This window comes from Moraxella sp. CTOTU49097 (genome assembly GCF_032064105.1).
Taxonomy (GTDB): Bacteria; Pseudomonadota; Gammaproteobacteria; order Pseudomonadales; family Moraxellaceae; genus Faucicola; species Faucicola osloensis_B.
The window spans coordinates 118878-137969 of the sequence record NZ_DAMBOA010000001.1; the positions used below are offsets into that span (position 1 = coordinate 118878).

At 43.1% G+C, this 19092-nt stretch carries 16 protein-coding genes and 1 other RNA gene; 9 read left to right on the forward strand and 8 right to left on the reverse strand.

Annotation, left to right across the window (positions count from 1 at the left end):
- Positions 1 to 84 precede the first annotated feature (84 nt).
- Positions 85 to 445: a transfer-messenger RNA gene (gene ssrA / locus RT064_RS00600) on the reverse strand.
- A 252-nt stretch (positions 446 to 697) separates the two neighbouring features.
- On the opposite strand from ssrA, the gene RT064_RS00605 reads away from it, so the two are divergent.
- Positions 698 to 1477 carry a hypothetical protein gene (locus RT064_RS00605; protein WP_313060166.1) on the forward strand — a complete coding sequence of 260 codons (780 nt, stop codon included), beginning with the start codon at positions 698 to 700 and terminating at the stop codon, positions 1475 to 1477.
- A 47-nt stretch (positions 1478 to 1524) separates the two neighbouring features.
- Here RT064_RS00605 and RT064_RS00610 read toward each other — a convergent pair whose 3' ends face one another.
- From RT064_RS00610 to ilvA, 3 genes are all read right to left on the reverse strand, one after another.
- Positions 1525 to 2274 (reverse strand): YebC/PmpR family DNA-binding transcriptional regulator, encoded by a 750-nt coding sequence (locus tag RT064_RS00610; protein WP_060994896.1) that lies wholly within the window; start codon positions 2272 to 2274, stop codon positions 1525 to 1527.
- Positions 2275 to 2418: 144 nt separating this feature from the next.
- A complete protein-coding gene (locus RT064_RS00615) occupies positions 2419 to 3762 on the reverse strand; it encodes an ABC1 kinase family protein (protein WP_313060170.1) in 1344 nt (447 codons plus the stop codon).
- A 213-nt stretch (positions 3763 to 3975) separates the two neighbouring features.
- Positions 3976 to 5526, reverse strand: a complete 1551-nt coding sequence (gene ilvA / locus RT064_RS00620; protein ID WP_065252514.1) for a threonine ammonia-lyase, biosynthetic — start codon at positions 5524 to 5526, stop codon at positions 3976 to 3978.
- A 224-nt stretch (positions 5527 to 5750) separates the two neighbouring features.
- On the opposite strand from ilvA, the gene rpiA reads away from it, so the two are divergent.
- A complete protein-coding gene (gene rpiA, locus RT064_RS00625; RefSeq protein WP_096488763.1) occupies positions 5751 to 6440 on the forward strand; it encodes a ribose-5-phosphate isomerase RpiA in 690 nt (229 codons plus the stop codon).
- Positions 6441 to 6560: 120 nt separating this feature from the next.
- On the opposite strand, the gene phbB is transcribed toward rpiA, so the two are convergent.
- Positions 6561 to 7334, reverse strand: a complete 774-nt coding sequence (phbB, locus tag RT064_RS00630; RefSeq protein WP_313060175.1) for an acetoacetyl-CoA reductase — start codon at positions 7332 to 7334, stop codon at positions 6561 to 6563.
- Between the two features lie 563 nt (positions 7335 to 7897).
- Here phbB and glnE point away from each other — a divergent pair.
- The 7 genes from glnE to RT064_RS00665 all read left to right on the forward strand — a co-directional run bounded on the left by glnE (position 7898) and on the right by RT064_RS00665 (position 16572).
- Complete coding sequence (gene glnE / locus RT064_RS00635) at positions 7898 to 10720, forward strand: bifunctional [glutamate--ammonia ligase]-adenylyl-L-tyrosine phosphorylase/[glutamate--ammonia-ligase] adenylyltransferase (RefSeq protein WP_313060177.1); 2823 nt, start codon at positions 7898 to 7900, stop codon at positions 10718 to 10720.
- An 86-nt stretch (positions 10721 to 10806) separates the two neighbouring features.
- Positions 10807 to 11751 carry a branched-chain amino acid transaminase gene (locus RT064_RS00640; RefSeq protein ID WP_007116868.1) on the forward strand — a complete coding sequence of 315 codons (945 nt, stop codon included), beginning with the start codon at positions 10807 to 10809 and terminating at the stop codon, positions 11749 to 11751.
- Between the two features lie 112 nt (positions 11752 to 11863).
- Positions 11864 to 12691, forward strand: a complete 828-nt coding sequence (locus RT064_RS00645; protein ID WP_313060178.1) for a glycosyl transferase — start codon at positions 11864 to 11866, stop codon at positions 12689 to 12691.
- A 10-nt stretch (positions 12692 to 12701) separates the two neighbouring features.
- On the forward strand, positions 12702 to 13571 hold the full coding sequence (locus tag RT064_RS00650; protein ID WP_313060181.1) for a glycosyltransferase: 870 nt from the start codon (positions 12702 to 12704) through the stop codon (positions 13569 to 13571).
- A 15-nt stretch (positions 13572 to 13586) separates the two neighbouring features.
- The gene (locus RT064_RS00655) at positions 13587 to 14684 is read left to right on the forward strand and encodes a glycosyltransferase (RefSeq protein WP_313060183.1); all 1098 of its coding nucleotides are present in this window, start codon (positions 13587 to 13589) and stop codon (positions 14682 to 14684) included.
- Between the two features lie 18 nt (positions 14685 to 14702).
- Positions 14703 to 15458, forward strand: a complete 756-nt coding sequence (locus RT064_RS00660; RefSeq protein ID WP_313060185.1) for a glycosyltransferase family 25 protein — start codon at positions 14703 to 14705, stop codon at positions 15456 to 15458.
- A gap of 16 nt (positions 15459 to 15474) precedes the next feature.
- Positions 15475 to 16572 (forward strand): glycosyltransferase, encoded by a 1098-nt coding sequence (locus RT064_RS00665; RefSeq protein ID WP_313060187.1) that lies wholly within the window; start codon positions 15475 to 15477, stop codon positions 16570 to 16572.
- On the opposite strand, the gene RT064_RS00670 is transcribed toward RT064_RS00665, so the two are convergent.
- The 3 genes from RT064_RS00670 to RT064_RS00680 all read right to left on the reverse strand — a co-directional run bounded on the left by RT064_RS00670 (position 16550) and on the right by RT064_RS00680 (position 19080).
- A complete protein-coding gene (locus tag RT064_RS00670; protein WP_313060189.1) occupies positions 16550 to 17404 on the reverse strand; it encodes a hypothetical protein in 855 nt (284 codons plus the stop codon). The two genes, RT064_RS00665 and RT064_RS00670, sit on opposite strands and share 23 nt — an antisense overlap.
- A complete protein-coding gene (locus tag RT064_RS00675; RefSeq protein WP_313060191.1) occupies positions 17395 to 18204 on the reverse strand; it encodes a hypothetical protein in 810 nt (269 codons plus the stop codon). The genes RT064_RS00670 and RT064_RS00675 overlap by 10 nt, the downstream gene beginning before the upstream one ends.
- A 93-nt stretch (positions 18205 to 18297) precedes the next feature.
- Positions 18298 to 19080, reverse strand: a complete 783-nt coding sequence (locus tag RT064_RS00680) for a glycosyltransferase (protein WP_409519510.1) — start codon at positions 19078 to 19080, stop codon at positions 18298 to 18300.
- Between the last annotated feature and the right edge of the window lie 12 nt (positions 19081 to 19092).

Consider the following 19092-nt stretch of genomic DNA (forward strand, 5'->3'; position numbering starts at 1 on the left):
AAAAATGCTATCTTGATTACCTTATTGGACATAAAAAACGCAAAAAAAAGAGAATGCAAGTTATTGCATTCTCTTTTTTATATATGGTGGAGATGGCGGGAGTTGAACCCGCGTCCGCCAGCACTACGCCCATGACTCTACATGTTTAGATTCTGTCTATGGCTTTAATGGTTGGCGAACCGACAGTCAGGATGCCAACCACGAGCCTCTTAAGTTTTGCTCAAATTGGCGAGACAACAATTTAAGCTATCCATCGTGCGTTCGCTTCAAGGAGAGCAACCAGACCAATGGCAATCTGTGCCGTCCCAAGCAGCCCTTAGGCTGCTAGAGCGTAAGTTTCGTCGTTTGCGACTAGTTTAAAATGTATATTTTATTTACGAGTGGACATACTCACTCGACATGCATCATTGAGTTTCATTACCAGCGTCGAAGCCAGAACATCCCCAAATGAACTGTGAATTATATAAGGTTAATAGCTTAAAATACAAGGTTAAACGTCATAATAATTAGGTAAATTACTAAAAACACACACAGACCCCAAAACCGTGCAAATTATTGTCATGCATTTGACGTATTGAGCTGATAAGCTAAACTGTTGAAGTAAGTAAAATTTTTTTGCTATATTTTAATCAATGCAACATTAGACTGAGTCAATTGAACAAGCTAATCAGGCAATTAATGAATGGCAGGTAGCTGAATGGCAAGTAGCAAAAAAAATTCGCCAAGCATCATGCGGATGTCGCAGAATCAGCTCAAACGCCAGCGCGAGTGGGTGTATTTGGCGCATTTTTTAGCCATGCTGCATTTACATCCTGCCAAAACCATCTCAGGTAGGGATGATGGTAATGAGCCTGATTTTACCTGTATTTTTTATTGTGACAAAGGTGAATATAAAATTGGTATCGAATTAACCACGTTGCCAAGACTACGCGATACACTCGGTAATGACAATTTAATGTTAAAACGTTGGTACTGGCAGTCGCTATTACAACTGTCCACCAAATTGACACCAACACAGTTTAATTGTCACGGTGAGATATTAGGTGTCAAGGGCGATTGGCAAAAGATTGATAACCGTAAAATTCTGAATTTATCCCAGCAATTTATCGAGCCACCCCATGATTTGCCACATCCTACGCTCAGTAGTAAATTACAAAACGGTATTGCCAAGACCATGCGTTGGTTACCCAGTGCATTTTTTACCGATATGGCAGATGAAAACGAAGATTTACCGATTGATTCCTACATCAATCAAAGTGATATTGATGCGGTGATGAGCAAAAAAGCACATAAAGTCCAAGCGTACCAAAAAAAAAGGGCGTTGGATGAAGTATGGTTATTGATTCATACTAATGAACAGCAAGAAAAGGGCGTATTAAGTTTTGACACAAGTGAAGTATTGCATCACGGTAGTGAGTTTAATCGCGTGTTTTTAACCTTATATCCCACCACGACACTGCTACAAATTGCTCAATAAAAAAGGCTAAATCTACATTTAGCCTTTTTTATGCTGAAAAATTTCATTTAATCATCGAGTTGTTCCATGACATCATCAGTAAAGTTGACGTTGGTATAGACTTCTTGTACATCGTCCAAATCTTCTAGCATATCAATCATTTTCATGATTTTTTTAGCGTCTTCGACATCAGTGACATCCGCCATGGTTGAAGGGGACATGGTCACTTCTGCGTTGTCGGATTTTAAACCGGCTTTTTCTAAGGCATCCATCACGTCACCGAAATTCTCTGGCTCAGTGACCACTGTGATACTATCACCGTTATTTTCAATATCGGTTGCCCCAGCTTCAAGTGCCACTTCCATGATGGTGTCTTCTAGCGACACATCATCAAAGGTAATTTCACCGCGTTTGCTAAACATATAAGCCACTGAGCCTGATGTACCCAAATTGCCACCATTTTTGCTAAAAGCGTGACGCACTTCGCCAACGGTACGGTTGAGGTTATCCGTCATGGTCTCGACAATCACTGCAACACCGCCCAAGCCATAGCCTTCATAAGTGATTTCTTGCATGTTGTCATTATCACCACCGCCTGCACCACGTTCAATCGCCCGTTTTACAGTGTCTTTGGTCATATTAACTGAGTTGGCTTTTTCCACCGCCGCACGCAAACGTGGGTTACTTGCTGGGTCTGGGTCGCCTTGTTTGGCAGCGGAGACCAGCTCGCGAATGATTTTGGTAAAGACTTTACCTTTTGCCGCATCTTGTTTGGCTTTACGGTGTTTGATGTTTGCCCACTTGGAATGTCCGGCCATGAGTGTATCCTTTATCTAACTATCTAACGTAACAATCTGATTTTCAAAATTTTGCGTGCGCTATTATAAACGAGCAACCCCGATTTTTGATAGGGGGTGCGCCTATGTCATCGCAGGAAATGTTATTGAAAGTTAAAATCAAACCTAAAGGCGAGGCGAATCATCAGGTCGTGGTAATGTCGGCAAATCAATATAGCGGTGTATCAACTCACTTAAATCAATTTTTACCTTTAAATTGACCAAGTTCCAATACTGTCCAGAAATGGTTCGATCAAGCATCATGGTAAGTGGGGCAGGTTGAAAGCTTTGCCAGTATTTAAGCGACTCTTTTGCTTTGGCAATTGCTTGAAAATGGGTCTGGCTGGTGGCAAAGTCATAAGGCGCATGTTTGGATAAATCAAACAACTGGGTAAAACCATACGGGGTCAAACCAATCTGCAACCAATCGTTATAAAAGTCTGTGGGCAATGGCGCATCATTGTCTTTTTTGATGCCAATGCTGACCAAATCTTGCTCAAGCGCTGTCACATCACCGCTCAGGCAATGGATGGCAAAGCGTTTAAATAACGCAACTTCGTCATGGCTGTAAGATTTGATACCACCAAAGTCGTAGGCAATGACCGAGCCATCAGGGCGAAACGCAAAGTTACCTGGATGGGGGTCGCAATGCAGACGATACAGTTTGAACAATTGACCGGCACTAAACTCAAATAAGCGAGTGGCGATTTTTTGTTTGGTTTCATTGTCCCAAGTGGCAGCCACTTCGAGCTTTTCACCCAGTTCTTGTGATAGGGTTAAAATCCGTTTGGTCGAATGGCTATGAAAAACTTTGGGAATAATCAGCCCATCATCCTCACTGTGAAAACTGCCAAAAATTGCCAAATTATGGGCTTCTTTGGTGTAATCAAGCTCGTCATACAGGCTATCACGGATTTCTGCAAAGATTTTATCTTGCAAGGTTTTATCCATATTGAGCACGCCCGTTATCTTAAGCGCCAAGCGAACATGTTTTAAGTCACTATCGATACTGGTATCAACGTCGGGGTATTGTACTTTGACCACGACCGCTTCACCGGTTGGCAACACCGCTTTATGGACTTGACCGATAGAGGCTGCCGCAAACGGTGATTGCTCAAACTGGGCAAACAACGCCTCAATCGGTTGCCCCAATTCTTTTTCAAGCTGCTGTTTGATAACGGCAAACGGCATGGGCGGCGCGTCTTTTTGTAATTTCTCCAGCGCTTTTGAGACTTCAGGGGGGAACACATCTTTATACTGCGAGGCGATTTGACCCACTTTCATCACCGCGCCTTTCATTTCGCCTAAGGTGTCGGCGATTTGCAGCCCTACGGTTTGCAGCATTTCGCTACGGGCTGTGAGTTTATCTTCTTCAGAGCCTGCAAAAGACTTAATAGAATTTTTAGCTGCTTTCCCTGCGATACTGGCAGTCATACCCGCAAGTTTTAAAAAACGTTTTTTTGATGACATAGTGGTTGTCTTATAGCAGAATTTTTTAATTAATTTATCAGTGAAACTATCAGGTAAATTATCAAGTTTTAAGTATTGAGATTAGCAGAAAATGGCTATTTTTGCTATGTACCGTGCTGAAATTTAGCGAATTTTGTGTATAGCTTGGCATAAAAAACTTGGCACAAAAAAAGGCGCCACGATGACACCTTTTTTATCCAAACCATTAAAAAATTATTGTAAAAATAAGCGATAGCCCAAGTTATCGGTGAGATTTTCGCACTCATAGCCAATGTCTTGCAGCTTGGCAAGTAATTGCTCAGCGGTTTGCTCACCCATTTGAATGCCCGCTAAGATACGCCCTTCAGCCGCCCCATGATTGCGATAATGGAATAAAGAAATGTTAAACTGTGAGCCCAATTTTTCAAGGAAGTTAAGCAGCGCGCCAGGACGCTCGGGAAATTCGATGCGAAATAGTTGCTCGTCTTTTAATCCCGCATGTCCGCCGATTAAATAGCGAATATGGGTCTTGGCGACTTCATCATCGGTCAAGTCAATCGCGGCATCATCGGCTTCATTAAGTAGCTGGTGGATTGCTTTGCGCTCTTTTTCCCCTTCTTTGAGGGCGATACCGACAAAAATATTGGCAGCGTGATGGGCATAGTTGGGGTTGGTGTTAATGCGGTAGTTAAATTCGGTGATGTTGCGGCCTTTGAGTGAGCGGCAAAAATCCAAGAAGGCGCCTGTGCGCTCAGGAATGGTCACCCCAAAAATCGCTTCTTTTTTCTCACCAATTTCGGTACGTTCAGCGATATAGCGTAACCGGTCAAAATTCATGTTGGCACCACATAAAATCGCCACACAGTTTTTGCCCTGTAGATTATGATCTTCGATGTATTTTTTCATACCCGCGACCGCCAACGCGCCTGCAGGCTCGACGATGGTGCGGGTTTCATCATACACGTCTTTAATCGCCGCACATACTTCATCATTGCTACAAGTGACCACATCAGGCTCGACCACGGGACCTGAGTTATCACTTTTTGGCATACGGCAGACGTCAAACGGTATTTCACCTAGCTGCGCCACTGCCACCCCATCGACGAACAACCCTACTTGGGGTAGACGTTTGCGTTCACCGGTATCAAGCGCGATTTTGAGACAGGCTGCTTCTTCTGGCTCGACCGCCACGACTTTGACATGCGGTGCGACTTCCCCCAAAAACGCCGCCACACCTGAGATTAAGCCACCGCCACCAACGGCAACAAACACATATTCCATTTTACGCCATTGTTGTACCAGCTCCATGGCAATGGTGCCTTGACCTGCAATGACCAGTTCATCGTCATACGGCGGGATAAAGGTCAAGCCATCGGTCTGGGCGCGTTCAATGGCATAGCGGTTAGATTCATCAAAACTATCGCCATATAGCACCACATTGCCGCCCAAGGACTTGACCGCACTGACTTTGATATCGGGGGTGGTGGTCGGCATCACGATAATGTTATTGAGTCCCAAGCGGCTAGCCGAGAAGGCGACGCCTTGCGCGTGGTTGCCGGCAGAGGCACAAATCACGCCTTTGGCTTTGTCTACTTCGCTCAACTGGCTAATTCGATTGTAGGCGCCCCGCAGCTTGAAAGAAAACACTGGCTGAAAATCTTCACGTTTAAAACGAATATCGTTGTTAAACCGTTCACTGAGTTTTTTGGCGGGTTCAAGCGGCGTTTGAATAGCAGCATCATACACGGTCGCTTGAAGGATAAGGCGTACCCAATCTGATAACATAATAATGACCTAAGTTTGAAAAATACGTTTGAAGATTTATTTTTACCCTCTATGTGCTTTCATAACCAAAACAAAGCAAATCGTTAGAGAAGTAAAAAATAAGTGATTAGATTAGGACTTTAGGGTTTAGCTTGCAAGTGCTTTTACGGTAAAATAAGTTGGGTAATTGATAGCATTAAGTTTTCTATCTATTTTTTTGATAAATTCCTAACAAGGCTGGGTCTATGAGTACGATGAATGCAAGCACGCAACAACAACAAAAACAAGCCGTGGCAGCAGACGCGTTAAAATATATCGAATCAGGCATGATTTTGGGCGTGGGGACGGGCAGTACCGTCAACTGCCTCATTGAATTATTGCCAAAAGTTAACCTAAAGGGCGCTGTGGCAAGCTCAAAGGTCACCGAAGATAAGCTCAAAGCGCTCGGTATTGAGGTGATGGATTTAAATTTCACGGGCGAGTTAGACTTATATATTGATGGGGCCGATGAAGTAAACGAGCACTTACAGCTAGTCAAAGGCGGTGGTGGCGCTTTAACCCGTGAAAAAATTGTTGCCGCCGCATCTAAGCAGTTTATTTGCATGGTGGATGAAAGCAAATGGGTACAGCAATTAGGCGTTGGCTTTCCACTACCGATTGAAGTGTTGCCGCAAGCGCGCTCGTATGTGGCGCGTGAGTTGGTGCAGCTTGGCGGTGAGCCGGTCTACCGTGAAGGATTTGTCACCGATTATGGCAATTTGATTTTGGATGTCTATGGCTTAGATATCGGCTTGGACATTGAAAAGGTAGCAGCGTTTGAAGCAAAGTTAAACAATATCGTTGGAGTGGTGTGTAATGGATTATTTACCGCACAGCGCGCTGATATCTTGCTGATGGCAACGGCAGATGGCGTGAAAAAATTGACAGCCAAGTAAGTAACTAGTAAGTTAACGCTTGTTCGTAATGTTGTCACACAACAAAAAAGACCAAGTCACAATGGCTGGTCTTTTTTAGTTCATAACCGAGTTAATTTATAACCGCTAATGACAGGCTAACTAGTGCATGTATTGACCGCCGTTTACGTTGATGGTCTCACCTGTGATATAAGCAGCGCCATCGCTGACCAAATACATCACGGCAGCAGCAATCTCTTCCGGTTGGGCGATCCGACCCATTGGGATGCCGGCTTTGATGCTTTCCATTACTTTTTCCGGCACCGCCATCACCATCTTAGTACCTGTATAACCTGGTGCAACCACGTTAACGGTCACCCCAGATTTAGCGCCTTCTTGTGCCAACGCTTTACTAAAGCCGATGATACCCGCCTTGGTGGCTGAGTAGTTGGTCTGACCAAACTGACCTTTTAAGCCATTAATTGAGCTAATACTCACAATACGCCCAGATTTTTGCTCAAGCATTTTGTTAAAAACAGGTTGGGTGACCGTGAATAGGGATTTTAAGTTGGTATCAATGACCTCTGACCATTGCTCATAAGTCATTTTTTTGAAAGTCGTATCACGGGTGATACCTGCGTTATTTACCAACACATCAATGTGACCTGCTTTTTCAATTGCATCAACAATAGCTTTGGTGGCTGCTTCATGGTCGGTGAGATTGGTTTCAACAAAGGTGAAATCGCTGGCATTCATGCCTTCTTCTTTTAACCAAGCTTCGCCGCGGTTGACAGTGCTGTCCGCTTTGTGGGTGTAGGTTGCAATAATGTGATAGCCAGCTTGGATTAGCGCATGACAAATAGCAGTGCCAATACCACCTAGCGCACCTGTTACGAGGGCAATTTTTTTGTTTGCAGTTGGGTTGGCCGTTGTCATCACAGTACGCTCCTTGTTTGTTGTGATTGTTGGTTGTACTAAAAAATTCAATGATTAGGATAGTTTATAAGATAAATGTGTTTTTTTACAATTGAACATGCGGCTAAAAAATCAGTCACACGCGATTGATATCAGGGTCAAAAAAAACTATAGACCGAATATTCACATAAAGTTATTGACTTTTACTTCCTTGTTTTTTTCATCATATATGAAAATTTGATAACTACCAATATTTTTTACGTTTTTATTTCTATGACAAACATTTTGCTACGCGCAAACGAGTATTTATAGGTTTGTGTGCTAAAAAAATTTGCAACAATAGCGGTTTGTGCTAGGCTATAAGGATAACTTTAAGCAATGTAAGGTTGAGCAAAATACCCTGTATCAACCGCGCTTAATCAAGGCTAATTGCTAAATTTCTTGCTTGATGTTACAAACTTGGCTTGATTGGAAAAGATTGATTGTATCGATATGCAAACGTGAATGCTTAGTACTTTTATATACCACGATGAGGTGGGTCTGTTTATTTAGTCTGTTTATTTATTTGCCACACGGGAATTAGAATGCCGCAACTATTACCGACGATAGAACAAATCGCTGTATTACAGCAAGCTAGTAATTTTGGCTATCAGTATTGGCAGACTAAAACAAACGTTGCACAAAGCTTTTTAAAAAGCTATCCGCTTACCCAAACGCTCGATGTCCAACATATCAAAGATTTAATACGCGATTATACGCTCGATGAAGATTACCAATTGGCAGATGAAGCAAGCGTGATGCGGGGGCTGCGTCATCTACGCAATTTGTTGATGGTGCGCTGGATTTGGCAAGATGCCTTAAATCTGATTAGTCTAGAACAGCTGACATGGGAGCTATCAAAATTTGCTGATTATTGTCTCATCTTTGCCAAAGACTATGTGTATCAAGATTTAATCAATCGCTATGGCGAGCCGTATTTTTTTGATGAAAAAAATAAACCGCAAAAGGATGATTTAGCTATCATCGCCATGGGTAAAATGGGGGCAGAAGAGCTCAACTTATCAAGCGATATCGATTTGATTTTTGTCCATCAGGGGCAAGGTGAGACAGTGGTTGACCCGTTAAAACAACCAGGGTCAAAAGCTGCCAAATCCATCGATAACAAGAAATTTTTTACCAAATGGGGTCAAGGTATCATCAATCTGCTTGATAAAAACACCCAAGATGGTTTTGTATTTCGCATTGATATGCGCCTGCGTCCTTGGGGCGATGGCAGTGATTTGGCAATTCATTTATCGGCACTGGAAAAATATTTTGCCCAACATGGACGAGCGTGGGAGCGATTTGCTTGGCTAAAAGCCAGAATCGTCAACCCTGTCACCTTTAGCGATAGCTTAAAAGCCCTTATCAAGCCGTTTGTATTTCGTTATTATGTCGATTATAGTGCCTTTGCCGCCCTGCGTGAGATGAAATCGCTGATTCAAAACCAAGTCGAGCAACGTCAAGATACTGACAACGTCAAACTTGGGGCAGGCGGTATCCGTGATATAGAGTTTATCGTGCAGTCGTTTCAGTTGATTTATGGCGGGCGTGTCAGTGATATCAAAGTAAAAAACTGCCTACAAGCGATGAGCCAATTAGAAAAACATGGCTTTATCGATGCGGTGACCCATGAGCAATTGGCACAAGCCTATCGTTTTTTACGCAGATTGGAGCATGGTATCCAAGCCATCAATGATGAACAAACCCAGCGACTACCACAAGATGCCATGCAGCGACATCAGCTTGCCCAAGTGTTGGGGTTTGCCGATTGGGCGGCATTGTTAGCCAAACTTAATGAATACCGCCAAACGGTCAAAATACCTTTTGACGAGCTGGTCAGTGATCGCCAACAGTCTGATGAACAGCTACAAGTGGATCATCAGCACAATTTATCTGAGCTTGAGCAAAAATTAAGCGCTGACAATAAAGATAAATTAAGCCAGTTTTGGCAAAGTAAACTCATCACAGGGCTCAGTGAAGAAGCCAAAACTCGCCTAAATGCCGCCTATCCGATTTTAATCAATGGGTTGTTACATTCTGATTTAAGCGATGATGCAATCAATGTGGCGTTACCTAGAATGTTGACACTGCTAGAGGCGGTAAGTCGTCGGTCAATTTATTTGGTCATGTTTGCCGAAAACCCAACGGCAGCCGCCAAATTGATTCCCATGTTGGCAGCGAGCCCTTGGATTGCGAGCGAGTTGGTAAGTTATCCTGTTTTGCTAGATTCATTTATCCGTGAAAAATACCGTCATTTACCTGATAAGGCAGAACTTAGCGACATCCTGCGTCAGCAGTTGTTACGGGTAGAGCCTAATGATGAAGAAGGGCTACTCAACGCCTTTCGTTTTTTCAAAAAAACCCAAGTCTTGGCAGTGGCGGCGAGTGATGTGTTGGCCGATAGACCGTTGATGAAAGTCTCTGATTCACTCACCTTTATCGCTGAAGTGGTGCTTGAAAAAGCGTTGCAACGGGTATTTGGTGAATTGGTAAAAAAACATGGCTATCCTGTCAATGCCCAAGGCGAGCCTGTGAGTGAAGCGCATAATGGCTTTGCGATTATCGGTTATGGTAAGCTTGGCGGGCTTGAGATGAGTTATAGCTCAGATCTTGATCTTGTGTTTATTCATGACATTGATGAAGAAGCGATGACGCTCGGTGAAAAACCCATCAGCGGTATGAAGTTTGCCGCCCGCCTTGCCCAAAAACTGATGAATTATTTGACCACCCAAACGCGCGATGGCCGTGTCTATGAGATTGATATGCGCCTGCGTCCCTCAGGTCAAGCGGGTATGATGGTGGTATCTACTCATGCGTTTGAACTTTACCAAATGCACAAAGCTTGGGCGTGGGAACACCAAGCGTTGGTTCGCGCTCGTGCCATTTGCGGCGATAGCCGGGTGATGACGCGATTTGACCAAATTCGAAAAGAAGTATTGTGTCTGCCGCGTGATAAAGACAGTGTTCGTATCGAAGTATCCACCATGCGGCATAAGATGCAAGACCATTTGGGCAGCAAACCGCATACCAAGCAGCAAGGATTATTTCATCTGAAACAAGATGCAGGCGGATTGGTTGATATTGAGTTTATTGCCCAGTTTGCTGTCTTGGCGTATGCCAATAGTTATCCTGCGTTGGCAGTTTGGAGTGATAATGTGCGTATCTTTGAAGCGCTTGCCAAAACAGGTATTATCGAAACCGAAATATGCCAACAGCTAACGCACGCTTATCTTCGTATCCGCAGTATGACGCATCGGTTGGCTTTGGCAGAGCAGCCGATACTGGTAGATGAAGCCCAGTGGCATGAATTACGGAATTTTGTTGATGCGCAATGGCATCGTTTAATCGGGCAGCGTCCAGAATAGATGTAACATCACTTTTTATTTCAAACTTAAAACTTTTTATTTAAACAAAACACTTTTTATTTCAAACAAAACACTAGGAGTAATCAATGGCAACAATTCCCAGCATGGCAGACCGTGATGGTTTTATTTGGATGGATGGCAACATGGTAGACTGGCGTGATGCCAAAATCCACGTATTAACCCACACACTGCACTATGGCATGGGCGTATTTGAGGGGGTTCGAGCCTACAAAACCCATGATGGACGCACGGCGATTTTTCGTCTAGAAGACCATACCCAGCGCCTGCTAAATTCAGCTAAAATTTTCCAGCTTGCTGTACCCTATTCGTATGAGGAAGTATTACAAGCACAAAAAGCCGTGGTACGTGAAAATAACCTTGAATCGGCATACCTTCGCCCATTGATTTGGGTCGGTTCTGAAAAATTGGGTATCGCTGCCAAAGATAATAGCATTCACACCATCGTTGCCGCTTGGGTTTGGGGTGCTTATCTAGGTGAAGAAGGCATGGCAAAAGGTATCCGTGTAAAAACCTCAAGTTTTACCCATCACCATCCAAACGTCACCATGTGTAAAGCCAAAGCCGTCAGCAACTATCCAGTATCTATCATGTCAAACCAAGAAGTCACCCGTCATGGCTATGATGAAGCGGTATTGATGGATACTCAAGGCTATGTTTGTCAAGGCTCAGGGGAAAATTTATTTTTGGTCAAAGACGGTGAGCTTCATACCCCAGATTTGTCAGGTGGCGCATTGGACGGCATTACCCGTCGTACGGTGATACAGTTTGCACAGGACTTGGGCATCAAAGTGCATGAGCGTAGAATCACCCGTGATGAGTTTTATATCGCGGATGAAATCTTTATGACAGGTACTGCCGCCGAGATTACCCCAATTCGTGAATATGATGATCACGTTATTGGCTGCGGCGCGCGTGGTGAAATCACCGAAAAACTGCAAAGTCTATTTTTTGACGTGGTGCAAGGCAAAAATGATAAATACGCGCATTGGCTCAGCTACGTGGATGAATAATCGGTAAAATTGTAGATAAGTGAAAATAAGTAGATAAGTGAAAATAAAAGGATAGTTATGTTAAAATGACTATCCTTATTTTTTGAAGAATTATCGGTATTTTGGAAGTGACATGACAACATCGAGTGCAACCACCCCGCTTAAACAAATTATTTGTATCAAATGGGGCACCAAATATGGCGCAGATTACGTTAATAAACTCTATGGAATGGTAAGCCGTAATATCACCCCGCCGTTTCGCTTTGTTTGCTTTACCGACAATACCGATGGCATCCGTCCTGAAGTAGAATGTCAGGATTTGCCGCCCAGCGATATTGTGATGCCTACCAATACCCTTGGTAAATGGCCTAAGTCACGGCTTTGGAATGCACAGCTTGGCAATGTCACAGGAACGGTATTGTTTTTAGATCTTGATGTGGTTGTGGTGGGTAGCCTTGACGACTTTTTTAGTTTTGGCGATGACGATCAGACGGTTTTATCTTATAACCCAAGTAACCCTTTAGAGAAGCTAGGTCAAACCTCGTGTTTTCGCTTTAAAGTCGGTAGTTTGGTTAGTTTGCTAGAAAAATTCCGTGCCGATCCACAAGGGGTGGCGGATAAATATCGCTTTGAGCAGCGTTTTGTCACTCGCAATGCCCCAGGTGGGGTTAAGCTTTTTCCCAAAGAGTGGGTGGTGCATTTTCGCCGCAAATGCCGTCAGCCATTTCCGCTAAATTATTTTATCCCGCCAAAACTGCCTCATGATGCACGCATTATTATTTTCCCTGGGGATTTGTATCCGCAAAATGCGATTGCAGGACAATACAACAAAAACTCTGCCGATAATGCTAAAGAACATTTAGGGCAATTATTCACCGCTGACAAAATCAAAAAACCGATTTCGCATTTACGCCATTTTATTTTGCCGACTGATTGGGTGGCAACGCATTGGCGAGAATAGAGGATAAACTATGGCGAACTTAGACCAACCTATCAAACTTTTTATCGGCTGTGACCCTAATAACAGTGACCTTGAGCAGATGATGGTGCTAGATTATAGTTTGCACAAACATACAAGCGAGCCTGTTGAGATTATTTGGATGCAGTTAAGCCGTGACCCAAGCAGTGTATGGTATTCCAATCCGCAAACAGGCGAGGGCTGGCATACCGAAAAATGGGCGACCCCGTTTTCGGGCTTTCGTTGGGCAATCCCTGAATATTGTGGCTTTAGCGGACGGGCGATTTATATGGATGCCGATATGGTGGTGTTGGACGATATCGCTAAATTGTGGCAGCATCCGATATCTGAGGAGGCGATTCTTGCGGCTAAAGGCGATGGCGATTTGATGCGACTGTGCACCTGCGTATGGGATTGCCAAAAAGCCAAGGATTATCTTGAGCCTATAGTCCAGCTACAAGCCGATCCTGAGAGCCATAGCAAAATGATGGCAAAATTTAAAGCCAATCCGCAACTCATACAACTCTACCAAGACAGCTTTAATTGTGTGGATGGCGAAGATTTAGCGATTGAAGATATTCGGATTTTGCATTATTCGGACATGGGAACGCAGTTTAGCCATAAATATTCCTTACCGCGCTTACAAGCCGAGGGCAAAACGCATTGGTTTGATGGGCAGATTTTGCCGCACCCTCGTCAAGATTTGGTTGAGCTTTTCGATACCTACTATCAAGAGGCGATACAAGCGGGCTATAGTATTGAAACCTATCGCACTACGCCGTTTGGCGAGTTTCCAAAAAGAACTTATAAAAAAGGTTACAAGGGTAATGCGGTCACTCGTCCTGCGAAAAAACCTTCTTTATTTAGTCGTTGGTTTAAATAGTCAATAGAGAATTAAATGGCATTGGTTCAGTCACAAAAAATCGTATTAGTGATTAATTCACTACAAGGCGGTGGGGCAGAAAAATTTGTTTTGACCTTGGGGGAAGCTCTTTACCAGATGGGCTTTGAGGTGCATATTGTCCGATTTGACCCGATTGTCGAACACACATTAAGCGAAAATTTAATCTATCATCTTATTCCTTTTCGCAATTATCGACGCTTTCCGAAAGGTAAAATTCGGTATTTCTTTTTTGCTAGGGCGGTTGATGGCTATATCAGTAAACATATTGGTCAGCCTGTGGCAATATTCGTGAACTTGTATCGCGAACATGAGGTATTTTATTATTCAAAGCAAAAAAAGGTGGCGTATGTCATCCATAATCAACTGAGTGAAAAATTAAAACTTGCCACCTTGCCGCCCAAGCAGCTCTGTCACTTTCAACGAATTTATACCAAATACCCTGCTGTTTGTGTGAGCGGCGGGGTAGAGCAAGATTTTGTCCATCAATTTGGCGAACCGACCAAAACCACCACGATTTATAACCCCATCGACCGTGATAAAATCCGTGTATTAGCTGAGGCAGCTAGCCCAGATTTACCCGCCATTACCCGACAGGGTTATCTTATCCATGTGGGCAGTTTTAAAGCCCAAAAAGGGCATGAAATTTTATTGCAAGCTTATGCCAATTCAGCACAGACATTGCCCTTGGTATTGGTGGGTAAGGGTAGTCTGCAAGCGCAAATTGAACAAAAAATTATCGCGTTAAACTTGCAAGATAAAGTGATTTTAACTGGGTTTCAAAAGAATCCTTACCCATTGCTAAAGCACGCCACAGGGTTTGTGTTGTCCTCGCATTTTGAGGGCTTTGCATTGGTATTGGCGGAGTCATTGGCATTGGGCGTACCTGCGATTAGCACCGATTGTCCGTCAGGACCTAGTGAAATTTTGCCACCGCAGAATTTGGTGGCAGTGGCAGATATCCCTGCGTTAACTGAAAAAATCAACCAATTAATGAGCCATCCTAGCCAGTTTAATGTACCATTTAACGAAGCTTTTTTGCCGCAAAATGTTGCCCGTCAGTATTTGGCATTTATGGGGGTTGATTGTGAATAAGTCCAAGCGAGAAAAGTGATGCTAAAAAATTATGTGATTAATCTCGCTCATCATAGCAATCGGCAAAGCCATATCCAACAAGAGTTTGCTAAGCAGCACATACCTTTTACTTTTTTTTCGGCGGTCACCCCGGATGAAAATACCCAAGTCGCTCAGAAACTGGCGATTGATATCACAAAGTCGGTATCTAGTGACACCGAAATTGCCTGTTTTTTAAGTCATGCTAGCCTGTGGCAACGCTGTGTGGATGAAAATCTTGATTATATCGGGATTTACGAGGATGATATTTTTTTAGGTCAGCAGTTTGAGCAGTTGATTCGTCAAATTGATGTTTTTCAAAGCCAAGCTATCGATATTTTAAAATTAGAAAAGGTAAGCCCAAGGGTGCATTTGGCTCATCCGATAGTCTTACCTCAGAGTAAACGGACGATTTATGAATTAAAGTCTCGCCATTTAGGCGGGGCAGGTTATCTGCTATCCCATCGCGCTTGTCAGTATCTATTACAATATATCAGAAACTTACCCCAGCTTGAGGCAGTCGATGTGATGCTATTTGATGTGGGGAAATACCCCAAAGCCCTGCCTGTATATCAGCTTGTGCCTGCGATTGTGATTCAAGAGCATCATCTATTACCGCAAGTTGCTTTGGCAAGCAGTCTACAGGCAACCAGAAGCCGAGAAATTAAACGACCTTTAACAGGGCTACAAAAAATCAAACGTGAAGTCCTGCGTGCGACACGCCCGCTATATATGACCAACCTTACCTTTGAATAAACCTAAGGAGCCACTTGTGAGCTGCAACCCCTCAAATATCATTGTGTTGGTTATCAACTGCTTGCAGGGGGGCGGGGCAGAAAAGTCAGTATTGACGCTCGCGGAAGGCTTTTATCAACTGGGCTATAAAGTCCATATCATCCGATTTAAAGCCACGACAGAATATGAGCTTAGTCCACATATTAATTTTCATATTGTCAACTTTAAGTGGTTTAAATTAATCCCCAGTGATAGGGTGCGTTACCAACAATTTGCCAAACATTTAGATAACTATATTTTAACGCATATTGGTCAGCCATGTTTGACGATTGCAAATTTGGAACGGGCAGACAAGGTGTTAAGCTATAGCCAATTACCCAATGTCATTCATGTGATTCGTAATACACTTTCTCAAGAACTAAAATTAGCCCAAGCTCGCAACAAGCCTATGGATATAGCGCAGCTAAAGACGACCTATCATGCGCAGCCTTGTGTGGCGATTAGTGAAGGAGTGGCGGTGGATTTTAAGGCGACCTTAGGGCTGACGAATATTACCACGATTTATAACCCGATTGATAACAAGCTTATTGAGGCGATGGCAGAGGCATATCCGCTAGAGACTGCGGAGTTTATTGTGCATGTGGGCAGCTTTAAATACCAAAAAGCGCATGATACCTTGCTCCAAGCCTATGCCAAAACCTCGCAACGTTATCCGCTGTATTTGGTGGGTCAAGGCAAGCTGATGGCAGAAACCAAACAGCTTGCGGTTGATTTAGGCATTAGCGACAAGGTGGTATTTACTGGCTTTAAATCTAACCCTTATCCGTATATCAAACACGCTAAATGCTTAGTGTTAAGTTCTCGATTTGAGGGCTTTGGGCGAGTGATTGCCGAAGCATTAGCCGTGGATACGCCTGTGATAAGCACCGACTGTCCGTATGGTCCTAGTGAGTTGTTACCAAAGCAAAATCTGGTCCCTGTCGATGATATTGACGCCTTAGCCCAATTATTAGAACAAGCAATGGCAAATCCATCGGCGTTTGCCGTGCCGTTTGATGAGCGATTTTTACCCAAAAATATCGCTAACCAATACATTGAGCGATTCGAGACCTCTAATCTGCCCGATACGGAATAAATGTAAACAAATCCTTGGAGATGGGCGAGTGGTTATAAATTTGCACGCCTTTTTGCTGATAGTTGTGGGCTACCCAATCAAACGACGGGACGATACGGTGGGTGATAGCTTTATCAAGTTTGGTCGGGGCAGCATTGTCTTGGTTTTCATAAAACCGTGGCTGCTGGCTATTGATTAAATCAATGCCATACAGATGTATCATTTGAAATCCTAAAGAATAAGCAAGCTGTAGCGCCACCAACGCTACCGTTCCCCCTTCAACAAAGCCGTAACGAATATCCCAAGACACCCCAATTTTTTTGTTGATGCTATGATAAGGGCTATGTTTTAGGTGTTTTAGTCGGGTACGTTTATTGAGTGTGACAGCTATTTTGCCTAAAAGGCTAGTTTGCTGAAGGGCAATCAAACTATCATCAATCGGCCTATCGACTGGATAGATGATATAGATATGGTCAGCATATTGAACTAAAAAATCGGGCGCATCTTGCCATAGTTGTTCTGCTACTAACGCACTGATATACAGTGGATAGCCACCTCGATAATACTGCAGCGGAATACTACAGTTATGCTTAATAAAGCGTGGGTCGGTGATAACATAAGCCACAATCTTGTCAAATTTATAGTGTTCGGTCAGGCTAATACTGCCATTTACAAATATAACCGACTCACAACCAAGCAGGTCAATGGCATTGGTCTGGATGCTCGGTCCTGACGCCAAAATATGTACCGTCGTATCAGAGGCTTTTGGTAGCACAAATGCAGGATTGACGATACGTAGGGCGATTGTCTGAGTAGATTGGGTAAATATCAAAGAATGATTGGCTACCACCATGCTGATTTTTCATCCTTATGTAGTTGTTTTAATGTGGTGAATGCGCTAGGTTGGTCATGCAATCTAGCAAATACCTTGAGTAAGAGTGTGGTAGAAAAAGGGTCTTCAGCGTAAAAATGCTGATACCGCTCACGCATATGTTTTAGTGTATCGTCCTTACCTAGCCTAAAATAGGTCAAACCAGCATACAGCGGTTTATGATGCGCGTACAAAATAGCGGATTTTTCCTCATCTAGGCTGGCAGATGAACGACACAGATACTGCTGGGTTTCGTAGACTTTTACCGTATTAATCAAAGTAATAATATTGAGTAATATTGCCTTTCTAGTCGGCTTTGGATCAAAATCAATAAAGGTATCACAGGCAGAGACAATCCACCGTAAACTTAAATTATCCATCAAATAGTCAGTCTGCGTTTGCCAAAGATGGGTAAAGGTTTGAAAAGTTTTTTCAGGTTGAAACCGACGGCGTAATAGTACAATCAGTATCGCATGATAAAAACTAAGTTCAGATTGTCCTATAAACTCGTGTTGCAACGTGGTTAAATGGGTGTATAAATTGCGAATACGCCGTGGCTCATAGTCCTTAACCGGGTCTATCGGTTCATCCACTTTGGTATCATCTAATAAATGAGGGTGGGCTTGAATAATGGTGTCAATGATAGAACAAGTATCACTATCAATCACACGGTTTTTCATCGCCTCAATATTTTGCCCGGCATAGTGGTCAATAATTTGATTCGCGCCAAGGCGTTTTTCACTTTTAAATAATAAAATAAACTTACGATACCAGTTTGCCATTTTTTATTATTCCTAAAACCGCAAGCTTATGTGAAATTTCTTTTAAGTTTAATTATCCGATGCTTAACTACCCATTAACTATCTAAGGTTGCGTTATTGCCAATAATCCCTAATCCAGTTAGTTGGTAATACCTTACGATACCATTTACCGCTTTTACCCATGATGGCATCAGGTGGATTTACTTCACCATGAAAAATAACCATTTTTGCCCCTTTAGGCAGAATAGGCGGTTTGACAAAACTTAAGGGAAATGGCTGCACACATTGGTATTTAAAGCTCACGCACCAAGACGCATTCCAATATTCAAGGTGGTGATGCTCACGCAAATAATTGGATAGGTAAGCTTGCTCATGGCGTACTTGGCTACGAATCGTGTCAAAATTTTGCTCAAAATTTGATAACAAATTCGGATAAGTATGTTGTCCGACTTTAAAGCGATATACCGATGAATTACCCACCATACGCCACGGTTTTTTCCAATCACGGATAATCACCACACTGTCATCGTGCTGCGCCTCATACGTAAAAAAGCAATCAATATTATCGACAATCACAATATCAATGTCCAAAAATAACGCCGTGCCTTTTAAATCATATAATTTAGGGCTAAAGGTGGTCAGTTTTTTCCAGCCACGTTCAGGAATATTACTGGGTAAATTAAGCTCAGGAATTGGGTAGCATTTGACGTTGGCATCTATGCCTGTGCTATCATCGGTCAAACATACCATTTGAAAGGGCAACGTCAAATGTCTGTTAACCATATTGTACAGGCGATTAACGTACTCAGCACCATATTTGGTGCCCCATTTCATACAAATAATGTAACGATTTTCATCAGGCAGAGCAGGCGCTGAAGTGTAATTTGGTAAAGTCATAAGTCAATGATT